19 protein-coding genes and 1 other RNA gene are annotated in these 22,496 nt (G+C 63.1%); 6 read left to right on the top strand and 14 right to left on the bottom strand.

Annotation, left to right across the window (positions count from 1 at the left end; translation table 11 throughout):
• Positions 1–226: 226 nt before the first annotated feature.
• The 4 genes from AC1DYQ_RS13775 to AC1DYQ_RS13760 form a co-directional block, all read right to left on the bottom strand.
• Entirely contained in the window at positions 227–2,074 is a 1,848-nt protein-coding gene (locus AC1DYQ_RS13775) for an STAS domain-containing protein (protein WP_477687248.1), read from the bottom strand.
• A gap of 39 nt (positions 2,075–2,113) precedes the next feature.
• On the bottom strand, positions 2,114–3,163 hold the full coding sequence (dksA, locus tag AC1DYQ_RS13770) for an RNA polymerase-binding protein DksA (protein ID WP_477687247.1): 1,050 nt from the start codon (positions 3,161–3,163) through the stop codon (positions 2,114–2,116).
• 341 nt (positions 3,164–3,504) lie between these two features.
• Positions 3,505–4,581, bottom strand: coding sequence for a CobW family GTP-binding protein (locus tag AC1DYQ_RS13765; protein WP_457281110.1), 1,077 nt, complete (start codon positions 4,579–4,581; stop codon positions 3,505–3,507).
• A gap of 267 nt (positions 4,582–4,848) precedes the next feature.
• Positions 4,849–6,039, bottom strand: a complete 1,191-nt coding sequence (locus AC1DYQ_RS13760; RefSeq protein WP_477687246.1) for a class I SAM-dependent rRNA methyltransferase — start codon at positions 6,037–6,039, stop codon at positions 4,849–4,851.
• A 200-nt stretch (positions 6,040–6,239) separates the two neighbouring features.
• Here AC1DYQ_RS13760 and AC1DYQ_RS13755 point away from each other — a divergent pair, with 200 nt between their 5' ends.
• Entirely contained in the window at positions 6,240–8,015 is a 1,776-nt protein-coding gene (locus AC1DYQ_RS13755; protein ID WP_477687245.1) for a sensor domain-containing diguanylate cyclase, read from the top strand.
• Positions 8,016–8,046: 31 nt separating this feature from the next.
• Here AC1DYQ_RS13755 and AC1DYQ_RS13750 read toward each other — a convergent pair whose 3' ends face one another.
• The 3 genes from AC1DYQ_RS13750 to dapF form a co-directional block, all read right to left on the bottom strand.
• Positions 8,047–9,102: a tyrosine recombinase XerC gene (locus AC1DYQ_RS13750; RefSeq protein WP_477687244.1), complete on the bottom strand. Its 1,056-nt coding sequence runs from the start codon at positions 9,100–9,102 to the stop codon at positions 8,047–8,049.
• Positions 9,103–9,126: 24 nt separating this feature from the next.
• Complete coding sequence (locus AC1DYQ_RS13745) at positions 9,127–9,822, bottom strand: DUF484 family protein (RefSeq protein ID WP_477687243.1); 696 nt, start codon at positions 9,820–9,822, stop codon at positions 9,127–9,129.
• 81 nt (positions 9,823–9,903) lie between these two features.
• Entirely contained in the window at positions 9,904–10,791 is an 888-nt protein-coding gene (gene dapF, locus AC1DYQ_RS13740; RefSeq protein ID WP_477687242.1) for a diaminopimelate epimerase, read from the bottom strand.
• A gap of 183 nt (positions 10,792–10,974) precedes the next feature.
• Here dapF and AC1DYQ_RS13735 point away from each other — a divergent pair, with 183 nt between their 5' ends.
• Both AC1DYQ_RS13735 and AC1DYQ_RS13730 read left to right on the top strand, forming a co-directional pair.
• The gene (locus tag AC1DYQ_RS13735; protein ID WP_477687241.1) at positions 10,975–12,621 is read left to right on the top strand and encodes an MBL fold metallo-hydrolase; all 1,647 of its coding nucleotides are present in this window, start codon (positions 10,975–10,977) and stop codon (positions 12,619–12,621) included.
• A gap of 268 nt (positions 12,622–12,889) precedes the next feature.
• Positions 12,890–13,774: a basic amino acid ABC transporter substrate-binding protein gene (locus AC1DYQ_RS13730; protein WP_477687240.1), complete on the top strand. Its 885-nt coding sequence runs from the start codon at positions 12,890–12,892 to the stop codon at positions 13,772–13,774.
• 71 nt (positions 13,775–13,845) lie between these two features.
• Here AC1DYQ_RS13730 and rnpB read toward each other — a convergent pair.
• Positions 13,846–14,186, bottom strand: an RNA gene (rnpB, locus tag AC1DYQ_RS13725) — RNase P RNA component class A.
• A gap of 63 nt (positions 14,187–14,249) precedes the next feature.
• Here rnpB and AC1DYQ_RS13720 point away from each other — a divergent pair.
• The 3 genes from AC1DYQ_RS13720 to AC1DYQ_RS13710 are packed head-to-tail and all read left to right on the top strand — an operon-like array spanning position 14,250 to position 17,255.
• Positions 14,250–15,920 (top strand): NAD(P)/FAD-dependent oxidoreductase, encoded by a 1,671-nt coding sequence (locus tag AC1DYQ_RS13720; protein WP_477687239.1) that lies wholly within the window; start codon positions 14,250–14,252, stop codon positions 15,918–15,920.
• Entirely contained in the window at positions 15,920–16,540 is a 621-nt protein-coding gene (locus AC1DYQ_RS13715; RefSeq protein WP_457281119.1) for a flavin reductase family protein, read from the top strand. Before AC1DYQ_RS13720 ends, AC1DYQ_RS13715 begins: the two co-directional genes overlap by 1 nt.
• Before the next feature lie 43 nt (positions 16,541–16,583).
• Positions 16,584–17,255, top strand: coding sequence for a ProQ/FINO family protein (locus tag AC1DYQ_RS13710; protein WP_477687238.1), 672 nt, complete (start codon positions 16,584–16,586; stop codon positions 17,253–17,255).
• Between the two features lie 41 nt (positions 17,256–17,296).
• On the opposite strand, the gene lepB is transcribed toward AC1DYQ_RS13710, so the two are convergent.
• The 6 genes from lepB to AC1DYQ_RS13680 form a co-directional block, all read right to left on the bottom strand.
• The gene (lepB, locus tag AC1DYQ_RS13705; protein ID WP_477687237.1) at positions 17,297–17,965 is read right to left on the bottom strand and encodes a signal peptidase I; all 669 of its coding nucleotides are present in this window, start codon (positions 17,963–17,965) and stop codon (positions 17,297–17,299) included.
• 67 nt (positions 17,966–18,032) lie between these two features.
• The gene (gene htpX / locus AC1DYQ_RS13700) at positions 18,033–18,908 is read right to left on the bottom strand and encodes a protease HtpX (protein WP_477687236.1); all 876 of its coding nucleotides are present in this window, start codon (positions 18,906–18,908) and stop codon (positions 18,033–18,035) included.
• A gap of 97 nt (positions 18,909–19,005) precedes the next feature.
• Complete coding sequence (locus tag AC1DYQ_RS13695; protein ID WP_477687400.1) at positions 19,006–19,746, bottom strand: DUF3025 domain-containing protein; 741 nt, start codon at positions 19,744–19,746, stop codon at positions 19,006–19,008.
• Positions 19,747–19,793: 47 nt separating this feature from the next.
• Entirely contained in the window at positions 19,794–20,576 is a 783-nt protein-coding gene (locus AC1DYQ_RS13690) for an NYN domain-containing protein (RefSeq protein WP_477687235.1), read from the bottom strand.
• Positions 20,576–21,643, bottom strand: coding sequence for a dihydroorotase (pyrC, locus tag AC1DYQ_RS13685; RefSeq protein ID WP_477687234.1), 1,068 nt, complete (start codon positions 21,641–21,643; stop codon positions 20,576–20,578). Before pyrC ends, AC1DYQ_RS13690 begins: the two co-directional genes overlap by 1 nt.
• Positions 21,644–21,740: 97 nt before the next feature.
• Positions 21,741–22,478, bottom strand: coding sequence for an amino acid ABC transporter ATP-binding protein (locus tag AC1DYQ_RS13680; RefSeq protein ID WP_457281125.1), 738 nt, complete (start codon positions 22,476–22,478; stop codon positions 21,741–21,743).
• Positions 22,479–22,496 lie beyond the last annotated feature (18 nt).

The following is a 22,496-nucleotide window of genomic DNA, read 5'->3' as shown; positions in this document are numbered from 1 at the left end:
CAGCGACCTGTTGTTGCACAGTGCAAGCATGGTGTAGCTATAAAAAATATAGCAGGTAACGGCCGCCACATAACAAGAGTGGGCGTGACCGCAGAAATGGCGTGTTTTTTGAAGGATACGGTGCAGAAAGCACAGGACGCCGGAAGGCTTGACGGGCCAATCCCGGCATAGACGCCAAATGGCATGACAACACTACCCAAATCGGCCAGTAGAAAGGCCGAAAAGGCTAGTCGATGCGGACTGTGACCCTTGCATGCTCAGTGATGCCGATCACATTGAAGAACGCTGCAACGAGGCGGTTGACTTCCGTGAACTGCACTGACCGGTTTTCTTCTTCGCGGGCTGACACCCAGTTCAGCAGCGTTCCCGCAGCCGAAAAATCCACGCGAATGAGCTTGGCACAGGAGATCAGCATCATGTCTGCACCCATCAGCTTGACTTCCAGTTTGTCCAGCACCGCTATCGCATCACCCTGGATCTGGCCTGACAGTTCGACCGACAGCACATTGCTCATCTGTGAACTCGGTGCATCCATTTGGGTGTCCCCATCAATGGCGCTCAGACTGGAGGACACGGAATCACGGTACACGTCGCCAATGATGGCCTGCCCATCCGTGACGCCGCCCTGCGCATCGATCGGCTTGTATTCGCAACGTGCACTGTCCCAGGCTGGCGGGGAGACCTCGTAGGTGACGCAAAAGTCGAGTGCGGCCAATTCGAAGTCGTCGGGGCGATGCGTTACACGCAGCGCCTCCATGCGCAAAAGCCACCATTGCTGGGCGGTATCGCGGCTGCCTGAAGGGGTGGCGTTCTGCAGCACCTTCTGCAACTGCGTATCACCCATGAAACGCAGCTGAACGGGCTGGGTCGCCCACCCGCTGAAGACCTTGTACAAAGGCTCGACAGCATCAGGCTCGATAGTTTTGAGGTTGTTCCAGTTCAGGCGCCATGGCATGGGTGCCTTGGCGGTGGCCGCCTTGAGGGCTGCCACGGTCTGTATACCCAGCACAGAGGGACAGACCCAATCAACAGCGGGACCATTCGGATTGGTGGCAGCCTTGCCCGCCGCCGGAACACTGAGCATTTTCACCATGTCAGGCATGGAGAACCACTGCGGTGCCGAACGGTCAAACCGCTCGACAAACTGGATGGCTGCCGTTTCAAACTTATCCTGCTGGGCCGTGGCCCGGTACAGGTCAAACAAGGTCAGCCAGGTATCCGGGTGGCCCGCGCGTACGGCACCGGGGGCAAGAATCTCCAGCAGGCCGGCTTCGGCACCCGCATCGTCGCCATTGGCAAACCGGATAGCGGCCTCCTCCAGCTCTGCGTCATGGGCAACCACTTCCTCCACGTCCACCGCAGTGAGCTTGGAAGGGGAAAAGCCGGATGAACCGCCGCCGCTGTCGTAACTGCCGCCGATACCCGCCAGGCCACCAATGGCAGGAGGTTTGGCAGGAGGTTGGGGAGACGGCGTAGACCGGGCTGCAGCCAGCGCAACAGACAGGGAATCGGGCTGGGTCTGGGAGGGCTCGTGAGCGGCTTCCCGGGCCGCCTGCTGCTCGGCGGCCAACCTGGCTGCGTTCAGCTGCTGCAAACCTGCCGGCGCCGTGGCCCTGTATGCGGTGGGCAATGCATTGTCCAGCATGGGGGGCGCCTGCGTCGATGGGCTATGCAAGGGCGCGTGCACCGAATTGTCCGGCATGCCGCCATTCTTGGTTTTCCACCACTGCATGGACATCTGCGCTTCGATCTCATCGATCTTCTTGAGCGTGGTGGCCCTGTCGTCGGGCTTGGACGGCATGCTGCTCTGGAAGAACGAAGGCCGGCCGCCTGGGTCCTGGCCCACACCTACCATGGCTTCACGCTTGCGCATCTTGCGCAGCATGTCGAATTCGCGCTTGCGCACGAAGTCGTTTTGCCGCTTGCGCTCAATCATTTCCTTGAGCAATTGCTTGCTCATGGCTTCGTCGCGGTCTGTTTGCGCGCCGTCCAGATCCGACCAGTTCGTGGCCGGATTCCGGACGAACTTCACCATCTTGGAGAGCAAGCCTGAAGCGGTATCTTCTTTGGACATGGCAGGACGATTAAATAAACTTCAACCGGTAATCTGGGGTCAATCGCCAAACATCTTCTGTTTGAGTTCCCGGCGTTGCTGCGCTTCCAGGGACAAATTGGCCGTGGGACGGGCGATCAGCCGGCCTACGCCGATGGGTTCGCCGGTTTCATCGCAATAACCGTAGTCGCCGGAGTCGATGCGGGCAATCGACTGTTCGATCTTCTTGAGCAGCTTGCGTTCCCGGTCACGGGTGCGCAATTCAAGGGCGTGTTCTTCCTCAATCGTAGCGCGGTCCGCCGGGTCAGGCACCACAACAGTGTCTTCCCGCAGATGCTCGGTGGTTTCACCGGCGCTGTTGTGGATGTCCTGCTTGAGCACCGACAGCTTGTGGCGAAAGAAAGCCAGCTGCTTTTCGTTCATGTACTCGGAGTCCGGCATCGCCTTGACTTCGTCGTCGGTCAGCTGCTCGGCGGATTTGGTCTTCCAGTTGTTGGCGAGCTTGGGGTCTTTTTTGGCCGCCGCCTGGGGTGGCGGCGCAATCACGCGTTCGGTCATTGTGGAGTAACTGGCTTTGGCTGCGTCAGGCGCATGGGTTGGCACCATGGGTGCGGGAGGGGGTGACTGGGTGGCTACGCGGGCGGAGCTGCGCCTGCCGGGTTTCAGTGGAGGCGGGGCCATCAGCCCGGCCCTGACCGGTGCCGGGGCGGGTACCACCACGGCGGCGGGGGCCGGTTTGGCGCTGCTTGCAGGTTTTACGGCCGGTTTTGCAACGGGCTTGGCAGCTGACTTTGCAACAGGCTTTGCCGCAGGTTTTGGGGGAGATTTGAGCACGGGCTTGACGGGTTTGGCGACGGCCTTTGCTTTGGGCAAGGGCTTGGCAGCGGTTTTCTTGACAGCTGCGGTAGCAGGCTTTTTCGTGGAAGCAGCCTTGACAGCCGGCTTGGCGGCTTTTTTGGCAACGGGTTTGGGTGCCGGCTTGGCTTTGGCAACAGGTTTGGCCGCTTTCTTCACAGCTTTGGCGGCGGGTTTTGGCGCCGGCTTGGCTTTCGATGCAGGTTTGACGGCCGGTTTGGCAGGTGTCTTGGTCTTTTTTGCTTGGGCTTTCACAATGTGTCTCCTCTGGGAAGCAGCCCCGGAATGGCCCATGGCCCCCCGCGGCGGCTTCCTGGCCAAACCGCTGCAGCGCAGTTCAACCCTACCTGTTGCCAGATTTCCTGGTTTGTCTGCCGCCTGCCAGCCTCGAAAACCACACTTGGGTGGGTTTCAATCCGCTTTGTAGCCGATTTTGTGCCTGGCTGGCCTCCCGAATCGATTTTCCGGGTATTTTGGTCGGCGCGCGATTGTAGCGGCTGCGCAGCCTGCCGTAGCACCCTTGGAACAAATCGTTGGAGAATCGAGACAAACATGAAGCCCTCCGCCTTTTACAGGCCACAGGCGGACAGCCTACCTCAAACCAGGCATTGCTCCAGGCCCTGCAGAAAAATATCTTTGGGCAAATCGATGCCGATGAAGACCATCTTGCTGTTTTTCTTCTCACCCTCGGCCCAGGCGGGCCCCAGGTCGCTGCCCATGAGCTGGTGCACCCCCTGGAAAATCACCTTACGGTCGGTGCCTTCCATATTCAGCACGCCCTTGTAGCGCAACATGCGCGGGCCGTAAATATTGACGACCGCACCCAGAAAATCCTCCAGCTTGGCGGGGCTGAAAGCCTTGTCCGACCGGAACACAAAGCTCTTGACGTCATCGTCGTGGTGGTGATGGTGGCCATGGCCCTCATGCCCGTCCTTGGCGTCGTGCGCATGTGAAGGGTGATCACAGTGCTCCCCGTGCTCATGGTCATGATCGTGGTCATGCCCGGCATGGTCGTCTTCCTTGAGGAAGTCGGGGTCGATGTCCAGCTTGGCATTGAGGTTGAAGCCGCGCAGGTCAAACACGTCCTTGATGGCGACTTCCCCGAAATGCACCGCTTTCTGGGGCGCGCGCGGGTTCATGTGCTTCAGGCGGTGCATCAGCGCGTCAACTTCGTCCTTGGCCACCAGGTCCGTTTTGCTGATGAATATCTGGTCGGCAAACCCGACCTGGCGGCGCGCCTCCTGGCGGTCGTTGAGCTGGGTCGCGGCATGTTTGGCGTCAACCAGGGTCAGGATCGAATCGAGCAGATACTGCTCGGCAATTTCTTCGTCCATGAAAAACGTCTGCGCCACCGGTCCCGGGTCGGCCAGCCCGGTGGTTTCAATGACCACGCGCTCAAAGTCGAGCAGGCCTTTGCGTTTTTTGGCGGCCAGCAACTGCAGTGTTTCGCGCAGGTCCTCGCGGATCGAGCAGCAGATGCAGCCGTTGTTCATCTGGATGATGTTTTCTTCGGTGTCATTGACCAGGATTTCGTTGTCGATGTTTTCTTCACCGAACTCGTTCTCGATAACAGCGATTTTCTGGCCGTGCGCCTCGGTCAGCACACGCTTGAGCAGCGTGGTTTTGCCGGAGCCCAGGAAGCCGGTGAGGATGGTGACGGGGATCAAGCTCATGGTGTTACCTAAAAACAGGAATTGCAGGGGTAGCGCGAAGGGCGAAGCAGGTCGCAGCCACACAGGTGGGGGAGTTTAGCGGCGGGTTCAAGCCCGCCGCGCCGCCGGACTGAATACCACCTTGGCCAGCAGTTACTTTACAGGTCGTGTCAAGCGCAGGGCCTCAAAAGCCAGTGCAGGCTGGTAATTTTGGCCTCGCATCTGCTATATTTTTAATAGCTGCTCGCGCTCGTCCTTATTGGCCTGGAACCACTATTTATATAAAAATCAGCCGCCCACCCGTTTCACCAGCACCAGGCCCTTCAGGTATTCGCCTTCCGGGAAGGCTACCGTCATGGGATGGTCGGGTGCGCCGCCCATGCGCTCGGAGATGAAAGCGTCCACCCCCGCATCGATGCCGGCCGAGGCTACGATCTTGTGGAACAGGTCGGCGCTGACCCCGCCCGAACACGAGTAGGTAAACAGCACACCGCCGGGCGCCAGAATCGACAACGCCAGCCGGTTGATGTCCTTGTAGGCACGGGCGGCACGCTCGGCATGCGTCACCGTGGGCGCGAATTTGGGCGGGTCCAGCACGATGGCGTCGAACATCCGGCCTTCCTTCTGGTACTGGCGCAGCGAGGCGTTGACGTCGGCATCCAGCAAGGTAGTGCGGCTGGCGTCAAAGCCGTTCAGTGCCACATTGGCCCGGGCCCGCTCGATCGCCGGGCCGGACGAATCGATGGACGTGACGTGCCCGGCGCCGCCAGCCAGCGCGGCCACGGTGAAGCCGCCGGTATAGCAATAACAGTTGAGCACCTGGCCGAACTGCAGGCGGCGCGTGTAGGCGGCAAATTTCTGCCGGCTGTCGCGCTGGTCCAGGTAAAAGCCGGTTTTATGGCCTTCGGCCACGTCCAGGCTGAGCTTCCAGCCGTGTTCGATGATGGTGATGCCGGTTTCGCCCGAGCCGGCCAGCCAGCCGGTCACTTCTGGCAGGCCTTCCAGGGCACGTGAACTGGCGTCGGAGCGTTCGTACAGGCGCGTGAGGCCGGTTTGGGCCAGCAGGGCTTCGACAATCACGCTTTTCCATTTTTCTGCGCCACAGCTGGAAAACTGCGCCACCAGCGTGTCTGCATAACGGTCCACCACCAGGCCCGGCAGGCCGTCGGATTCACCGTGAATGAGCCGCCGCCCGTCGCTCTGGATGTCAAACAGCTCCCGTGCTTTCAGGGCCTGGGCGATGCGCGCTGAAAAGAAGGCCGCGTCGATGCGTTGGGCTTCGTCAAAGCTCCAGACCCGGGCCCGGATCCTGGAGGCCGGGCTGAACGCTGCCCAGCCCAAAAATTCGCCGGAGTGGCTTTCCACCCGCACGGTCTCGCCTGCGTCACCGCCCCCTTTGGCGATGGCGCCGTCAAAAATCCAGGGATGGCGCCGCAGCAATGAGCGCTCCTTGCCGTCCCGCAGTCGAATTATTTTCATGCCGCTATTGTCGCGGCTGGTGGCATCACCCCTCCTGAGCACGGAGCGTCCACCCTGACAAATGAGCTAAATGAGCTGGCTGACAGCGGTTTGACAGCTCGGTGTAATTTTCGTGAAAGTTTTGCGACAATCGCAGGTTAATGTTTTTGACCTCATTTTCGCGGCGATGGAAGAAACACGGGCCGCTGGCAAGCCCGGCCATGCGCACGCCCGCACCCGTCCGCACCCTGTTGCTGGGGCTGGTTATCAGCCTGTTCATGGGCTCGTTGCTGGCGCTGACCAGCCTGGATGCACGATCACGCACCATACTGGACCTGGACACCCAGACAGAACCTGTCGCACTGCAGGACTGGGGCGACTACTGGATAGACACAACCGGCCAGTTCACCCCCGAGCAGGTTGCCGCCAACCCCGACCTCCCCTGGAAGCCGACACACGGCAACGCGATCTACCCGGTGACCAGCGGCCAGACCATGTGGGTGCGCTTTAACGTGCCTCCGGCGCCGGACGCAGAGCGCTGGTACCTTGAGGTTCCCTACCCGTCCATTGACCGGGCTTCGCTGTATACCCTGGACGGTGTCGGCCGGTGGAACGAGCAGCGCGCCGGCGACCTGGTGGCGGTAGACAAGTGGCCAGTGCCGCACCGCCATCCCCTGCTGCCCATCGCGCTGTCGGCCGAGGTACCCACCCATTACCTTTTGCGCCTGGAGAACGGCCACGCTTTCAGCGCGCCCCTGCAGTTCATCAGTGAGGGGCGCCTGAGCCACTCAGAACAGCGTGTTTCCCTGATCCTGGGTATCTTCTTCGGGCTGACGGGGCTGGCGGCGCTGATCTCGGCGCTGGGCGCTATTTCACTGCGCGACACCGCGTACGGTTACTACGCCCTCTGCGTGACCCTGATGGGCCTGACGCAGGCGACCGTCACCGGCATCGCGGGGCTGCACCTGTGGCCGGCGTGGCCGGGGTGGAACGACATTTCGACATCCGTGCTGCCCATGCTGGCGGTGTCGGCCACGTTGTTGTTCATTTCCGCGGTGGTGGCCCTGCCCGAACGCTCATTGCGCCTGCACTGGCTGATGGCGGGCCAGGCCGCGCTGGGCGTGCTGGCGGCTGTGGTGCTGGCGCTGGTGCCATCTGCATCGCGCATGGGCCTGTTCATTCCCATCGTGTCACTGCTGGAATTCAGCAGCATGCTGGTCATGGGCTGGGCCTGGCGCCGCGGCGACCGGTTTGCGCCCTGGCTGATGCTGGCCTATGTGCCGGTGCTGGCCGCCGCCGGATGGACCATGGCCCGCAATGCCGAGCTGGTGCCCATCGGCTTCTTCACGCAGCACGGCATGCAGCTGGGCGTGGCGCTGCATCTGCCCATCGTCATGCTGGTATTGATGCTGCGCAGCCAGCACCGGCGCGAGAACATCCGCCGGATCCAGGGCCTGGACCGGGTGGACCCGGCCACGGGCCTGATCAACGGCCACGTGTTTGCCGAGCGCCTGATCCGCATGATTGCGCGTTCCGAACGGCTGCGCCACCAAAGCGCGGTGATGATCATCGACCTGGTCAACTCCGAGCAGATCCAGCGCGACTTCGGACGCAAGGCCGCCGAGGAATTGCCGCTGCACGTGGCCGAGCGCCTCCTGTCCACCGCACGTGAAATCGACAGCGCCGCACGGCTGTCGGAACGGCGCTTCGGCATGCTGGTCGAAGGCCCCTTCAGCGCCGAGGACGCCGGCACGCTCGGGCCGCGCATCGTGGCGCGCTGCCTCATGCCCTACAAAGGCCTGCATGTGGACTGCGTCGCACAGGTGCATGTCGCGTACGCCCTGGTGCCCTACCAGGGCTCCAACGCCCAGGGCCTGCTGACCCAACTTGAAGAGCGCCTGGCCGCCGCCCCGGCTGACAGCAAGCGGGCGGTGTTCATGCTCGGGGAAGTGCCGCCGATACGGCCGGCAAGGCGCGACCGCCCCAGTCCAGCCTGAGCGCCGCCCGGCACCAGTGCTGGTGCCAGGCTCAGGCTTTGTCTTTAGCGTCTTTGTCCGCCTTCGCCAGGCTTCCTGGCGATGCCGGCGCGCCCGCGCCGGCCTTTCCGGCTTTCGACAGGGCCCGCGGGTGCGCCGCGTCATACACCTTGGCCAGGTGCTGGAAATCCAGCCGGGTATAGACCTGCGTGGTCGTGATGTTGGCATGGCCCAGCAGCTCCTGAACCGCCCGCAAATCACCGCTCGACTGCAGCACATGGCTGGCAAAGGAGTGGCGCAGCATGTGGGGATGCACCGGCGTGGCCAGCCCCGCTTTCAGCGAGCGCTGCTTCAGCCGCACCCGGATGTGCTGCGGCGTCAGGCGGGTGCCGCGCTGGTTGATAAAAAGCGCATGGTCTTCACGCGCCCAGCCGGCCCGCGCGGCAAGCCACTGCTGCAGTGATTGCAGCGCAGCCCGGCCGACCGGCACGCTGCGCCTTTTGGAACCCTTGCCCAGCACATAAGCTTCGGCCGCATCCGTGTCGATCCAGCCGCGCGCCTGCGCACTGGCCTTCACATCCAGGCCCACCAGCTCGCCGATACGCAGCCCGCAGCCGTACAGCAGCTCGGTGATGCATTGGTCGCGCAGTTCCAGCAGCGGGTCACCATCCGAAGCGTCGGCCTGGTAGCCCGCGAGCTGCACGGCTTCGTCTACGCTCAATGCCTTGGGCAGGGGCTTGGCGGCTTTGGGCGCCCGCACGTCCTGCACGGGGTTGCCGCTGATCAGGCCTTCGCGGCCCAGCCAGGTGTAAAAGCCGCGCCAGCCTGAGAGGATCAGTGCAATGCCCCGGCCGCTGCGCCCCGCACCATGCATTTGCGCCACCCAGCGCCGCATGTGAACGTTTTGTACCGCCACCAGCGCCACCCTGGCCTGGTGCGCATTGGCTTCAAGCTTCTGCAGGTCGAGCGCGTAGAGCTCCACGGTGCGCTGGGCCAGGCGCTTTTCCACGCGCACATGCTCCAGGTAACGCTCGACCAGCGGATCGGAAGGCGGCAACACTGGCTGCCCGCCGCCGGATTCAGAGGCTGAAGGCGGCGTTTGCATCATGGCCGTGGTGCATGGCCCCGGTGCCTATTCGGCAGCAACCGGCTGGGGCCGCAGCCGGGTCAGCGCCGCGCCGGCCAGTTCACCCAGACGCTCCAGAAAATCCGTGCCCATGCCGCTGTGAAAGCGTTCCGGGTCGGGCGAGGCCAGCACGAGCAGGCCCGAGACTTCCGCCCCCGCTGCGGCGCGCAGCGGTATCAGCGCGATCGACAGCGCCACCGCGGGCTCGGGCAGCCAGTTAACCGCTTCGAAGCCCGAATTGACGCCGCAGTAGGGTGCGCTCAATGACGATGCAAAAGTTTTGGCGTCCTCGCTCACATCGGTCGCAAAGCTTTCATCCGAAAAAATCCCGTTCACGTCCCAGACCTTGATGGCGGCCTGCGGGATCAGGAATTCGCCGGTGATGCCCTCGACGATGGCGCCCGGCAGGTCGCGCGCCTGCGTCGCCTGCAGCAGCTTGCGTGTCCAGCGCTGCATCTTGTCGGCAATGGCCACGTTGTCCTGCCCGTGACGGATCATGTCGACCATCCGGGTTTCGAGCCCCTTGATCTTCTCGCGCAGCATCAAGGCCTGGCGCTCCTGCAGGCTGACGGCACGGTTGCCGTGTCCGCTGGACAGTTGCACCGAAGCCAGCAGTTCGGCGTGGCGCTCGAAGAAGTCGGGCGTGTTGGCCAGGAAGTTGGCGATGTCGTCTTCGGTGATGGGGTGTTCAGTTGGATTCATCCGGGCATTGTCCTCAGTTTTGTGGCGGGCGCAAAGGCGCAGGGTGCCCGCGTTACATCCGCTTTCGTCGAAAGGCAGTCTTCAGATCCCGTCGGGGATATTAATCTCGGACTCGAATACCGTCGTAGCCGGCCCGGTCATCATGACAGGCGCATCGAGCCGCCCCGGCCATTCGATGGTGAGCTGGCCGCCCCGCGTCATCACGTCGACCCGCGTGTCCAGCAGGCCCCAGCGTATGCCCGCCACCACCGCCGCGCAGGCGCCCGTGCCGCAGGCCAGCGTCTCGCCCGCGCCGCGCTCAAAGACCCGCAGTCGGATCTGGCTACGCGAAACCACCTGCATGAAGCCGGCGTTCACACGGCGCGGAAAACGCACGTGGTTTTCAATCAGCGGACCGGTTTGCAGCACCGGCGCAGCGTCCACGTCATCCACCAGTTGCACCGCGTGTGGGTTACCCATCGACAAGGCCGCTATCAAAAGAGGAGCTGCTTGCGCCCGTCCATCAAGCGCCAGTGGCCATTTTTGCCATGAACCCTGGGTCACAGGCGCGAGTCCGGAAGCGTCGAAGGGAATGCGCACCGGGTCAAACACCGGCGCGCCCATGTCGACCGTCACACGCCCGTCAGCCTGCATGCGTGGCTCGATGATGCCGCTCAGGGTCTTGACCCTCACGACGTCCTTTGTCGTCAGCCCCTGCTCGCGCACAAAACGCACAAAGCAGCGCGCACCGTTGCCGCACTGCTCAACCTCGCCGCCGTCGGCGTTGTGGATCACGTACTCAAAGTCGATGCCCTCCCCCGCATCCGCAGGCGGCGGCCGCACCGAGAGAATCTGGTCGGCGCCCACGCCGAAGTGACGATCGGCCAGGAAGCGGTATTGCGCGGTGGAAAGGCCCAGCGGGGCGCGGGTTTCGTCGAGCATGACAAAGTCATTGCCCGCGCCCTGCATTTTGGTGAATCGGATTCGCATGGGGGAATTATCTGCGGTGCGAAGGCGGCGCTTAAAGAGGTGAATCGGCCATTTCGCGCCCACCGGCCGTTGTTTTGAAGGAATTCGGGGCAATACGCTTGGTTTGCCCTGGGCATTGCACAGCAGAAAACCCTCCAAATCCCGCCGGCAACGCCCGCGCAGCCCCGAAGCCATAATTTGCGGATGCCACGTCCTTCCCAACTGCTCCATCCTTCGCGCGAACCCGCGCCTGTACGCCCGGCGGCCACCGTGCTGTTGCTGCGCGACACCCCGCACGGCGTCGAAGTCCTGATGACACGGCGCTCCATGACCGCCAGCTTCGCCCCGGGGGCCTATGTTTTCCCCGGCGGCGGCATCGACCCGGCCGATGCCCTGGCGCATGCACAGTCCACGCGGCGGGCCACGCAAAGCGACCTGCACCTGACCCAGGCCATCGCCGCCATTCGCGAAAGTTTTGAGGAACTCGGCGTGCTGCTGGCGCGCCATGCCGACGGCAGTTATGCCACGACCGCCGACATCGCTTCGCTGGACCGCAAGGCGCCCTTTGCCGCGCAATGCCGGGAGCGCGGCTTGACGCTGGCCGGTGACCAGGTGTTTGTGCTGGCGCACTGGGTCACCGACCGCGACCTGCCGCGCCGCTTTGACGTGCCTTTTCTCGTTGCGCGCATGCCCGAAGGGCAAAGCCCGGTGGCCGACGAGGCAGAGCAGTTTGAGCCGGTCTGGGTGCGGCCGGCCGAGGCGCTGGCGCGGCACGCGGCAGGGGGATTCTTCATCATCTTTCCCACCATACGCACACTGGAAAGGCTGCAGCACTATCCCGACGTGGCCTCGGTGCTGGCGGCCTGCGCATCCGAAGTCCCGCTCTGGACCTCCTGCCCGCGTGCCGGGCTGCTGGCCGGCAAGGAAGCGCGCTATATGGAACACGAAGCGCCCTATGGTGAGCTGGCGCTGACCTGCCCGGACGGGCAGATCGTGCACGCACTCGACTGGCAGACATCACAGCCCGTGGCGCTGCTCCACAACGTGATGCGCCTGACGGCGCCCAACCCCGGCGTGATGACCGGGCCGGGCACCAACAGCTACCTGGTCGGCGACCCTGGCAGCGGCTACATCGCCATCGACCCCGGCCCGGCTGATCACGAGCACCTGCAGCGCCTCTGGCGGGCGGCCGGCGGCGACATCCGCATGATTGTGTGCACCCACTCGCACCCCGACCATTCACCCGGCGCCAAACCGCTGCAGGCCATGTGCAGCGTTGCGCCGCCGATTCTGGGCCTGCCCTCGGCACCCACCGCGCGCGCCGCCAGCGCCTTCTCGCCGGATCGATCGCTATCAAATCAGGAGCTGCTTGCGCTCACCAGCAAAGGGCCGGAAGGCGAAATCACCCATACCCTGAAGGTGCTGCACACACCCGGCCATGCCGCCAACCATGTGTGCCTGGTGCTGGTGGAAGACGGCCTGCTGTTCAGCGGCGACCACATCCTCAACGGCAGCACCACGGTCATTGACCCGCCCGACGGTGACATGAGTGCCTACCTGGACTCCCTGGATGCGCTGAGCGCGGCCTGCGATGAACACCAAATCGGCTTCATCGCCCCGGCGCATGGCTACGTGCTGGCGGACGCAAAGAATGCGATCGCCCGGCTCAAGGCGCATCGCCTGCAGCGCGAAGCCAAGATCATGCGCGTGATGCAGGCCCACCCGGAAGGCACGATCGACGACTGGGTCGCGGGCGCCTACGACGACGTGGACCCGCGTATCTGGCCGGTGGCCAAACGCTCGCTGCTGGCGCACGTGGACCGCGTGCGTGAGCTGGGCCTTGTCCATTAACGATTTCTGCACACGCGCCAGGCATCGCTATTGATTTGCAAGCCGCCACCGAGTACCCACACTACTGTGGCGTGAAAGTTGCTAAACCTTGGACCGTACGTAAGGGTATATACCGGCGTTAAGGCCTTGAACAGTCACCAAGGCTACTGAAAGGGGCTGTTTGACCCAGGGGCTGCGGTTTATACTTTTTGTTCGTATGCCGGAAGCCGTGCCTGACCGCATGGCTTGACGGGCATCACCATCATTTCAACCTTTTTTGAGGGACTTCATGTCTTCCTACTCCATCTCAACGCGACGTTTCCTGCAAACCGCCGGCACCCTGGTCGCCGGTATCGTTCTGGCCGCCTGCAGCAAGACCGAGCCGCCGGCACCCGCAGCCAGCACACCCGCTCCCGCCGCCTCGGCACCCGCACCTGCGGCCAAGGTGTACGTCGTCGGCACGGATGCCGCGTATGTACCTTTTGAGTCCCAGAACGACAAAGGCGAGATCGTCGGTTTCGACATCGAAGTCGTCAAGGCCGTGGCACAGAAGGCCGGCATCGAAGTCAAGTTCCTGAATACGCCATGGGAAGGCATCTTTAACTCCCTGAACCAGGGCGACCGCGACCTGCTGGTCTCGGCCATCACGATCACGGCCGAGCGCAAGCAGACCATGGATTTTTCGTCGCCTTACTTTGACGCGCAGCAACTGATCGCCGTGAAGAAGGATTCGAAGATCGCCAAGTTCAACGACCTCAAGAAACTCAAGGTCGGCGTGCAGAACGGCACCACGGGTGACGAAGTCATCACCAAGCTGCAGGGCAAGGACAGCGCCAACATCAAGCGCTTTGAAGCGACGCCACTGGCACTGAAAGAGCTGGAAGCCGGCGGCGTGGACGCCGTGGTCGCCGACAACGGCGTGGTGGAGCACTACGTCAACAACAACACCGGCTCGAAGTTCAAGACCATCGCCGACGCCAGCTTTGCACCCGAGCAATACGGCCTGGCCGTGAAAAAGGGCAACGCCGAGCTGCTCGCAAAACTGAACAAGGGCCTGGCCGACATCAAGGCCGACGGCACCTACGACAAGATTTTCGCCCAGTACTTCGGTAAAGCGCCCGCTGCAGCCGCCACCGCACCGGCACCGGCTGCCGCCGCCTCTCCCGCCAAATAAGACGCTGCAGGCAGGGCCGGCAAGGCCCAAAGACAAAGCCCCGTTCATTGCTGAACGGGGCTTTTTTATTAGTGTGAAGCCCGCCGATAAGCCGGATTCTGTGCACCGGACCCCCTTGGAGAAAGTCCGGCGTGACCGCCATTAATCTGGGCCGGGGGTCGCCCCCACGGCTCAATGCTACCTACCCGCCAACTCTGCGGAACCACATCAACGTTGGCCTACTTGGTATTGCTGCGCGTAGAGATTGCCCGTTTCACCCGGCCCGGGGTTGCCCCAAGGCCGACTCGTCTCTGTTGCTCTGATCCTCACCTCACGGTGGAGAGGTATTACCTCCTACGCTGTCCTGTGCAGTCCGGACGTTCCTCCAGTGCCTGGTTTCCCAGATTGCACCAGCGGCGGTCTGGCGTGCTTCACGGGGCCCATTATCCGCCAGTCCTTTAAAATGCAGGTTGCTTGATCAACACGAGCCCCTCTCATGATTCGCCTGACCGAACTCAAACTTCCGCTGGACCACGCGGAGGATGCCCTGCCCTCCCTGGTGGCCCAGACACTGGGCGTCGCCGCAGCCGCCCTGCAGAACGTCCACATCCACAAACGCAGCTTTGATGCCCGCAAGGCAGACCTGCTCAAGGTCTACATCGTCGACGTCACGCTCGCCGATGCGGCCCAGGAAGGCGCACTGCTGGCGAAATTTTCCGGCAACCCGCACATCTTTCCCACACCGGACATGGCCTACCGCACGGTGGGCCAGGCGCCCGCCGCCCTGCCGTTGCGACCGGTCGTCGTCGGCTTCGGCCCCTGCGGTATGTTCGCAGCCCTGCTGCTGGCGCAGATGGGCTTCAAGCCCATCGTGCTGGAACGCGGCAAGACGGTGCGCCAGCGCACCCGGGACACCTGGGGCCTGTGGCGCAAGAACGTGCTCAACCCGGAATCGAACGTACAGTTCGGCGAAGGCGGCGCCGGCACCTTTTCCGACGGCAAGCTCTACAGCCAGATCAAGGACCCGCGTCACCTGGGCCGCAAGGTGATGAACGAGTTCGTGAAGGCCGGCGCGCCCGCCGACATCCTGTTCGAGGCGCACCCGCACATCGGCACCTTCAAGCTGGTGAAGGTGGTCGAAAACATGCGCGCGCAGATCGTCGCCCTGGGCGGCGAGATCCGCTTCGAGCAGCGCGTGACCGACGTGCTGATCGAGGACGGCCCGCAAGGCAAACAGCTGCGCGGCCTCACGGTACTGGACCAGGCCACGGGCCAGAGCCACGAGATGCGTGCCGACCAGGTGGTGATGGCGCTGGGCCACAGCTCGCGCGACACCTTCGCCATGCTGTATGCGCGCGGTGTGTACATCGAGGCAAAACCCTTTTCCATCGGCTTTCGGGTCGAGCACCCGCAGGGCATCATCGACCGCGCGCGCTGGGGCCGCCATGCCGGCCATCCGTCGCTGGGCGCGGCCGAATACAAGCTGGTGCACCACGCCAGCAACGGCCGCTCGGTCTACAGTTTTTGCATGTGCCCGGGCGGCACGGTGGTGGCCGCCACCTCCGAGCCCGGCCGCGTGGTGACCAACGGCATGAGCCAGTATTCGCGCAATGAGCGCAATGCCAATGCCGGCATCGTGGTGGGCATAGACCCGCGCGACTACCCCGGCTTCGAGGCGGGCGACGCGCTGGCCGGCATCGCGCTGCAGCGCCAGCTCGAATCGCACGCGTTTGTATTGGGCGGCAGCAATTACCAGGCGCCGGCGCAGCTGGTGGGTGACTTCGTGGCGGGCCGCCCCTCGACCGCGCTGGGCAGCATCACTCCGTCCTACAAGCCGGGCGTGACCATCGGCGACCTGTCGTCTGCCCTGCCTGCGTATGCGATCGAGGCCATGCGCGAGGCCTTTCCCGTGTTCGGCAAAAAGATCAAGGGCTTTGACACCCATGACGCGGTGCTGACCGGGGTGGAAACGCGCACTTCCTCGCCGATCCGCATCAGCCGCGGAGAAGACCTGCAAAGCGTCAACGTGCGCGGCCTCTACCCGGCCGGCGAAGGCGCCAGCTACGCCGGCGGCATCTTGTCGGCCGGCGTGGATGGCATCAAGGTTGCGGAAGCCCTGGCGCGCAGCGTGCTGCAGGACGCCGAACAACAGCGGATGGCCGCGTGATGGGCCAGGACTTTCACTACTACGAGCCCTCGAAAGGCCACGGCCTGCCGCACGATCCCTTCAACGCCATGGTGGGGCCACGCCCCATTGGCTGGATTTCGTCGCAGGACGCCAGGGGGCAGCTCAACCTGGCACCCTACAGCTTTTTCAACGCCTTCAACTACACGCCTCCCATCATCGGCTTCGCCAGCATTGGCGCCAAGGACAGCCTGCACAACATCCGCGAAACCGGCGAGTTCGGCTGGAACCTGGCGACGCGGCCGCTGGCCGAGGCCATGAACCGTTCCTGCGCGATGGTGCCGCCCGAGGTCAACGAGTTCGAACTCGCGGGCCTCACGCCCGTGGCCTCGCAACGCATTGCCGTGCCGCGCGTGCAGGAAAGCCCGGTATCGTTTGAATGCCGGCTGACGCAAATCCTGCAGTTGCAGGGCGCCGACGGCGTGCCGGTTCCCACCTGGCTGGTGCTGGGCGAAGTCGTCGGCGTGTACATTGCAAGGCATCTGCTCAAAGACGGCATTTACGACACGGCGGCTGCCGAGCCCATTCTTCGCGGCGGCGGCCCGGCCGATTACTTCGCCGTCACACCCGACAACCTCTTTCGCATGTTCAGACCCCGCTGAGCTTTCTGAACACCCCGCCATACCATCTTTTTCACCCACACACATGACCGAAACCACCACACCCTCCCCGCGTGCCAAACGCCCCCGCCCCCCGCAGCGCCCGGCTAATCCGCAGCAGCGCTCACGCGAAGTCCATCCCGTGCTGGAAAAGCTGTTCGAGCTCTACCCAAAAATGTTCGGCGCACAGTTCCTGCCGCTCAAGCTGGGCGCTTTCCAGGACCTGCTGGCGGAAAACCCCGAAGCATTCAAGCGCGACGAACTGAAAGTGGCGCTGGGCCTGCATGCCCGTTCCACGCGTTACCTCGAATGCGTGGCGGCCGGCCACCCGCGCCACAACCTGCAAGGCGAGCCCGTCGAGCCGGTCGCACCCGAGCATGTGCACCACGCGATCATGGAGGTGTTCCGCCGGCGCCAGGCACGTTCAAAGGAAGACCTGCGCCCCAAAGTGCGTATGCGCCTCATCGAGGCCATTGAAGCATCCGGCTTGAGCCGCGAAGAGTACGCAGAACGCACCCGCACGCAGGATGAGGTGTCGAACACCTTGCTGGACGAGGCTTTTGCAGAGATGGCCGTGCAAACTGCCAAACGCGAAGCACTGATGCGTGCCTTTGAGGCCAGCGGGAAAACGGCGGCGGAATTTGCCGAGATGTACGGCCTGGACCCGGCGGAAGTGGCACAAACCATAGAGCGGGTACAGCGAAGCCGCCAGGCCTGAGGTTCCCCGCTGCAGCCTCAGTCGATCAGCAGATCAATGGATCAGTAGAGCGAGCGGCCAAAACGCTCGAAGCGCGGCTGCCACTTCTCGAGGATGTCCGCCGACACCAGGATCCGTTCCGCACGCCCAATCAGCAGGTTGCGCGGCACCAGGCCTATGTAGCGCGAATCTGCGCTGTTGTCGCGGTTGTCACCCAGCATCAGGTACTGGTCAGCGGGAATCGTGATCGGCCCCCAGCTGTCCTTGGCCTTCACACCGGCCAGCCACTGGATTTCATGTTGCTCCTGGGCAGTGGCTTCTTTCACGTGCGTGGCCACCAGTACGCCAACCGGCCCGGCCGGCTCCAGCACCGTGTCCAGCGCCTCATAGCGGGCTGACTGCCCGTTGATGATGAGCACCTTGTCGCGCATTTCCACGACGTCGCCCGGCACAGCCACCAGCCGCTTGATCAGGCGGACGCCGTCCACCGGCGAGGAAAAAGTGACGACGTCGCCGCGCTGCGGATCGGTGGTGCGCGCCAGCACGGTATCGGTCAGCGGAATCTTGACGTTGTAGGCCAGCCGGTTGACGAAGACCACGTCACCTTCGAGCAGGTTGGGCCGCATGGAACCTGAGGGAATGGGGTTCCAGTCCGCGATTGCGGTACGGAACAGCCCGAACAACAACAGCAACACCAGAAAACTGCGGTTCTGCCTGATCCAGCTTTTCATGCCTGCACTCCTGTGAAGAAAATGGGAAGAAAAAAAGGGCGCCCTGTGCGGGGCGCCCTTTGATGGTTCAAGCCTGGCTGTTCTGCAATGCTGCGATGCGCTCTTCAATCGGCGGGTGCGTGGCAAACAGCTTGCCGATGCTGCCGGTGATACCCATGGCTTCCACCGCTTTGGGCAATTCGCCCTGCTGCATGCCGCCCAGGCGGGCCAGCGCATTCATCATGGGCTGGCGGCGGCCCATCAGCTGCGCGGCGCCGGCGTCGGCGCGAAACTCGCGCTGGCGCGAGAACCAGGCCACGACGATGGCGGCGGCAAAACCGAGCACGATGTCCAGCACGATGGTGCTGACGTAGTAGCCGATACCGGGGCCGGAGTTGTTGTCGCTGCCGCGCCGCAAAAAGCTGTCGACGGCGTAGCCGATCACACGCGAGAGGAAAACCACAAAGGTATTCATCACGCCCTGGATCAGCGTCATGGTGACCATGTCGCCGTTGGCCACGTGGGCAATCTCATGGCCCAGCACGGCTTCGATTTCTTCCTTGGTCATGCCTTGCAGCAGGCCGGTGGACACGGCCACAAGCGACGAATTCTTGAACGCGCCGGTGGCAAAGGCATTGGGTGCGCCGTCAAAGATGCCGACTTCGGGCATGCCGATCTGGGCCTTGTCGGCCAGCTTGCGCACAGTTTCGACGATCCAGGCCTCGTCGGCATTTTGGGGCGACTCAATCACCCGTACGCCGGCGCTCCATTTGGCGACGGGCTTGCTGATCAGCAGCGAGATAAAGGCGCCGCCGAAGCCCATGATCAGTGCAAAGCCGAGCAGCGCAGTCAGGTTCAGCCCGTTGGCCGTGAGGAAGCGGTTGACGCCGAGCAGGCTGGCGACAATGCCCAGCACCACCACGACAGCAAGGTTGGTCAGGACAAACAGAAAAATACGTTTCATGGGTTCTCCGTGGGGTCGGTGAAAAAAGCCCGCCTTGCGCAGGATATGAGGGCTTGCCAGCCCAGTTCAAGCTGTGGGGCACATTGACGGCTGATCTCTATCTGTTGTTTTGCAGCCGTGGCGGTCGGAATACAAGGGAGTCATCATAAAAGGAAAAGTTCTCGTTCCCGGGCCACCAGCCGGGCACCCCCAGCACCGGCAAAGGAAGAAACGGCTTGCCGGCCAGCTTGTCCGCGCTCAGGTCGGCAGCAATCCAGCAGTCCAGATCTGCTATTGAATTGATAGCTGGTTGCGCCCGGTACACATGGGCTGTGATCGGTTTTCGTGGACAAATCAGTTTCTCCAGCAGCGCATGGCCAAACAGCACCAGCCGGGCTTGCTGCCAGAGTGGGCGCAAACCCACAAAGAGCTGCTGCCAGTCCCGCGCCGCCAGCGCGTCCCACAAGGGTTGCGGCGCCGACAGGAAAGCAGCGTTCTCGTCAAAGAGGGTCAGCGCGTCACGGACCGGGCCGCGCACCTTTTGCACACCGGCCTGCGCTATTTCGGCGGCCTGCAGTTGATTGAGCCTTTTTTTGGTTTCGGGGAACTGCATCCAGCACAGGCCATTGAAAAAATCATGGGCACCTTCGCGCGTGGGGCATTCACCTGTCCTGAAAATAAAGCTCTCGTAAGCCTCGCCGGCGGGCAATGCACTTTGGGGAACAAAGCGCACCGGGGCACGCTGCCCGGCATTCAGGGCCTGATGCAGCGCAGTGCCCGCCGCAATGGCCTGGGCGACGCGTTCGCCAGGCTCCTGCCAGGGTTGCAGCCAGGGCTGGTTCCATGCCGGCATCGGCATGGCCGGCGCTGGCTGCAGGGCTGCAGCGACTCGCACCTGCAGGCCCCCTAGGCCCGGGCCGACTTGTTCAGTCGCCTGTCGCGCACTGCGACGGTCGACTTGCCTTCGTCGGCGATGTCAAACAGCTGGGTGGCCACCAGCAGCTTGGTCAGCGTGGCATAGCCGTAGTTGCGATGGTCAAACGAGGCCTGGTTGGCGATTTGCGTCCCCACAGCACCCACGCGCGCCCAACCCTCGTCGTCGGCTGCGGCCTGGACGGCATTGCGCAGCAGCATGACCAGCTTGGCGTCCTGCTTGAGCTGGGCGGGTGTTGCCCTGAGGGGCGCGGCGGCAACCGCCTCGCCATCGTCACGGCTGTCTCCGTGGGCACCGCCCGCCGCATCACTGACGGCGATGGGGCGCAGCTTGTCGAGGAACAGGAATCTCGAACACGCATTGACAAAAGGCTCCGGCGTTTTCTGCGCGCCAAAGCCGTAGACCGCTGCGCCCTTGGCGCGCAGGTGCATGACCAGCGGCGTGAAGTCGGCGTCCGACGAGACGATGCCAAAGGCGTCGGGCCGGTCGGTATAGAGCAGCTCCAGCGCGTCGATCACCATGGCCATGTCGCTGGCGTTCTTGCCTTTGGTGTAGTCGAACTGCTGCATGGGTCGGATGGCATGCTCGTGCAACACCTCTTCCCAGCCCTTGAGTTCATTCTTCTTCCAGTTGCCGTAGGCGCGGCGGATGTTCGTTTCGCCGAAGGTCGACAGCTCGTTGAGGATCAGGTCGATCTTGGACGCCGGCGAGTTGTCGGCATCAATGAGCAGGGCAACACGCGGCTTGTGGTCCATCAGGTGCTTTCTGAAGTGTGCAGTTTCCAGGGCAGGTTTTCACCCGAGCGCAAAGGCTTGAGCTCGGCCTCGCCGAAGGCAAAGCTCTCGGGCGGGTGCCAGCTTTCCTTCTTGAGCGTGATGCGGCCGGTATTGCGCGGCAGGCCGTAAAAATCCGCACCGTTAAAGCTGGCAAAGGCCTCCAGCTTGTCCAGTGCGCCGGCCGCATCAAAGGCTTCGGCGTAAAGCTCCATGGCGGCGTGGGCGGTGTAGCACCCTGCGCAGCCCGTCGCGTGCTCCTTGAGGTGCGCAGGGTGCGGTGCGCTGTCAGTACCCAGGAAAAAGCGGTTGTTGCCGCTGGTGGCAGCTTCTACCAATGCCAGACGATGCGTTTCGCGCTTGAGCACCGGCAGGCAGTAGTAATGCGGGCGAATGCCGCCCGTGAAAATGGCATTGCGGTTGTAGAGCAGGTGGTGCGCGGTGACGGTCGCACCCGTGAACTGGCCGGCATCGCGCACGTAATGGGCGGCTTCGCGGGTGGTGATGTGCTCAAACACGATCTTGAGCTCAGGGAAATCGCGGCGCAGCGGAATCAACTGGGTGTCAATGAATACCGCTTCCCGGTCGAACAGGTCGATGTCGGAGGACGTCACCTCGCCATGCACCAGCAGCAGCAACCCTTCCTTTTGCATGGCCTCGAGTGTCTTGTAAGTCTTGCGCAGGTCGGTCACACCGGCATCGCTGTTGGTGGTGGCGCCGGCCGGGTATAGCTTGAGCGCCACAACACCGGCGTCTTTCGCGCGCTTGATCTCATCGGGTGGCAGGTTGTCGGTGAGGTAGAGCGTCATCAATGGCTCGAACTGCACGCCGGCCGGCACAGCGGCCTGGATGCGTTCCCGATACGCCGCCGCCTGGGCGGCCGTGGTCACCGGCGGGCGCAGGTTGGGCATGATGATGGCACGGCCAAACTGTGCGGCCGTGTGCGGCACCACGGTGTGCAGGGCCTCGCCGTCGCGCACATGCAGGTGCCAATCGTCGGGCCGGGTGATGGTCAGGGTGGAGGCGGGTGTGCGGGTGGCTGAAGTCATGGCCTGAATTGTCGCACTGGTCACACCACCCGACCATCATGAGCCGCCATGAAAAAAGCCCCGGGGTTCGGGGCTTTTTTTCCGGGGCGCATGGCTTTCAGTGCGCCAGGATCTTGTTGAGGAAATCCTTGGTGCGCGCCTGGCGGTTTTCCGGGTGACTGAAAAACTCGTCCTTCGAGCAGTCTTCCAGAATCTTGCCGCCGACATCCATGAAAATCACGCGGCTGCCCACTTTTTTGGCAAAGCCCATTTCGTGGGTCACCACCATCATGGTCATGCCTTCGACAGCCAGGCCCATCATGCAGTCCAGCACCTCGCCCACCATTTCCGGGTCCAGCGCGGAGGTGGGTTCGTCAAACAGCATGGCGATCGGGTCCATGCTGAGCGCGCGGGCAATCGCCACACGCTGCTGCTGGCCGCCGGAGAGCTGGCCGGGGAATTTATCCTTGTGCGCCATCAGGCCCACGCGATCCAGGTATTTGAGGCCGTGCTTTTTGGCTTCGTCGGGCTTGCGGCCCAGTACCTTGACCTGCGCCAGCGTCAGGTTCTCGGTCACGCTCAGGTGCGGGAACAGCTCGAAATTCTGGAACACCATGCCGACGCGGCTGCGCAGCTTGGGCAGGTCGGTCTTGGGGTCATGCACAGCCTTGCCGTCGACAAAGATCTGACCCTTCTGGAAAGGCTCCAGCGCGTTGATGGTCTTGATGAGGGTGGATTTGCCTGAGCCCGATGGGCCGCAGACCACAACAACTTCACCCTTCTTGATGCTGGTGGTGCAGTTATTGAGAACCTGCACTTCACCGTACCATTTGGAAACTTCTTTCAACTCAATCATCTTCTTCTCCAGTGTGCT

Source organism: Polaromonas sp. P1_F4, from assembly GCF_056405675.1.
Note: the sequence above shows the minus strand (reverse complement) of the source record. Positions and strands in the feature narration are given on the sequence as shown.

Bases quoted from the DNA above. Each gene is read 5' to 3' on its own strand.
- htpX (WP_477687236.1), bottom strand. From the start codon at position 18,908: ATGAAACGTATTTTTCTGTTTGTCCTGACCAACCTTGCTGTCGTGGTG.
- AC1DYQ_RS13695 (WP_477687400.1), bottom strand. From the start codon at position 19,746: ATGCCGATGCCGGCATGGAACCAGCCCTGGCTGCAACCCTGGCAGGAG.
- AC1DYQ_RS13765 (WP_457281110.1), bottom strand. From the start codon at position 4,581: ATGAGCTTGATCCCCGTCACCATCCTCACCGGCTTCCTGGGCTCCGGC.
- AC1DYQ_RS13715 (WP_457281119.1), top strand. From the start codon at position 15,920: ATGGGCCAGGACTTTCACTACTACGAGCCCTCGAAAGGCCACGGCCTG.
- AC1DYQ_RS13730 (WP_477687240.1), top strand. From the start codon at position 12,890: ATGTCTTCCTACTCCATCTCAACGCGACGTTTCCTGCAAACCGCCGGC.
- AC1DYQ_RS13760 (WP_477687246.1), bottom strand. From the start codon at position 6,039: ATGAAAATAATTCGACTGCGGGACGGCAAGGAGCGCTCATTGCTGCGG.
- AC1DYQ_RS13745 (WP_477687243.1), bottom strand. From the start codon at position 9,822: ATGAATCCAACTGAACACCCCATCACCGAAGACGACATCGCCAACTTC.
- AC1DYQ_RS13720 (WP_477687239.1), top strand. From the start codon at position 14,250: ATGATTCGCCTGACCGAACTCAAACTTCCGCTGGACCACGCGGAGGAT.
- AC1DYQ_RS13775 (WP_477687248.1), bottom strand. From the start codon at position 2,074: ATGTCCAAAGAAGATACCGCTTCAGGCTTGCTCTCCAAGATGGTGAAG.
- AC1DYQ_RS13690 (WP_477687235.1), bottom strand. From the start codon at position 20,576: ATGGACCACAAGCCGCGTGTTGCCCTGCTCATTGATGCCGACAACTCG.
- AC1DYQ_RS13680 (WP_457281125.1), bottom strand. From the start codon at position 22,478: ATGATTGAGTTGAAAGAAGTTTCCAAATGGTACGGTGAAGTGCAGGTT.
- dapF (WP_477687242.1), bottom strand. From the start codon at position 10,791: ATGCGAATCCGATTCACCAAAATGCAGGGCGCGGGCAATGACTTTGTC.
- pyrC (WP_477687234.1), bottom strand. From the start codon at position 21,643: ATGACTTCAGCCACCCGCACACCCGCCTCCACCCTGACCATCACCCGG.
- AC1DYQ_RS13755 (WP_477687245.1), top strand. From the start codon at position 6,240: ATGCGCACGCCCGCACCCGTCCGCACCCTGTTGCTGGGGCTGGTTATC.
- AC1DYQ_RS13710 (WP_477687238.1), top strand. From the start codon at position 16,584: ATGACCGAAACCACCACACCCTCCCCGCGTGCCAAACGCCCCCGCCCC.
- AC1DYQ_RS13735 (WP_477687241.1), top strand. From the start codon at position 10,975: ATGCCACGTCCTTCCCAACTGCTCCATCCTTCGCGCGAACCCGCGCCT.
- AC1DYQ_RS13750 (WP_477687244.1), bottom strand. From the start codon at position 9,102: ATGATGCAAACGCCGCCTTCAGCCTCTGAATCCGGCGGCGGGCAGCCA.
- lepB (WP_477687237.1), bottom strand. From the start codon at position 17,965: ATGAAAAGCTGGATCAGGCAGAACCGCAGTTTTCTGGTGTTGCTGTTG.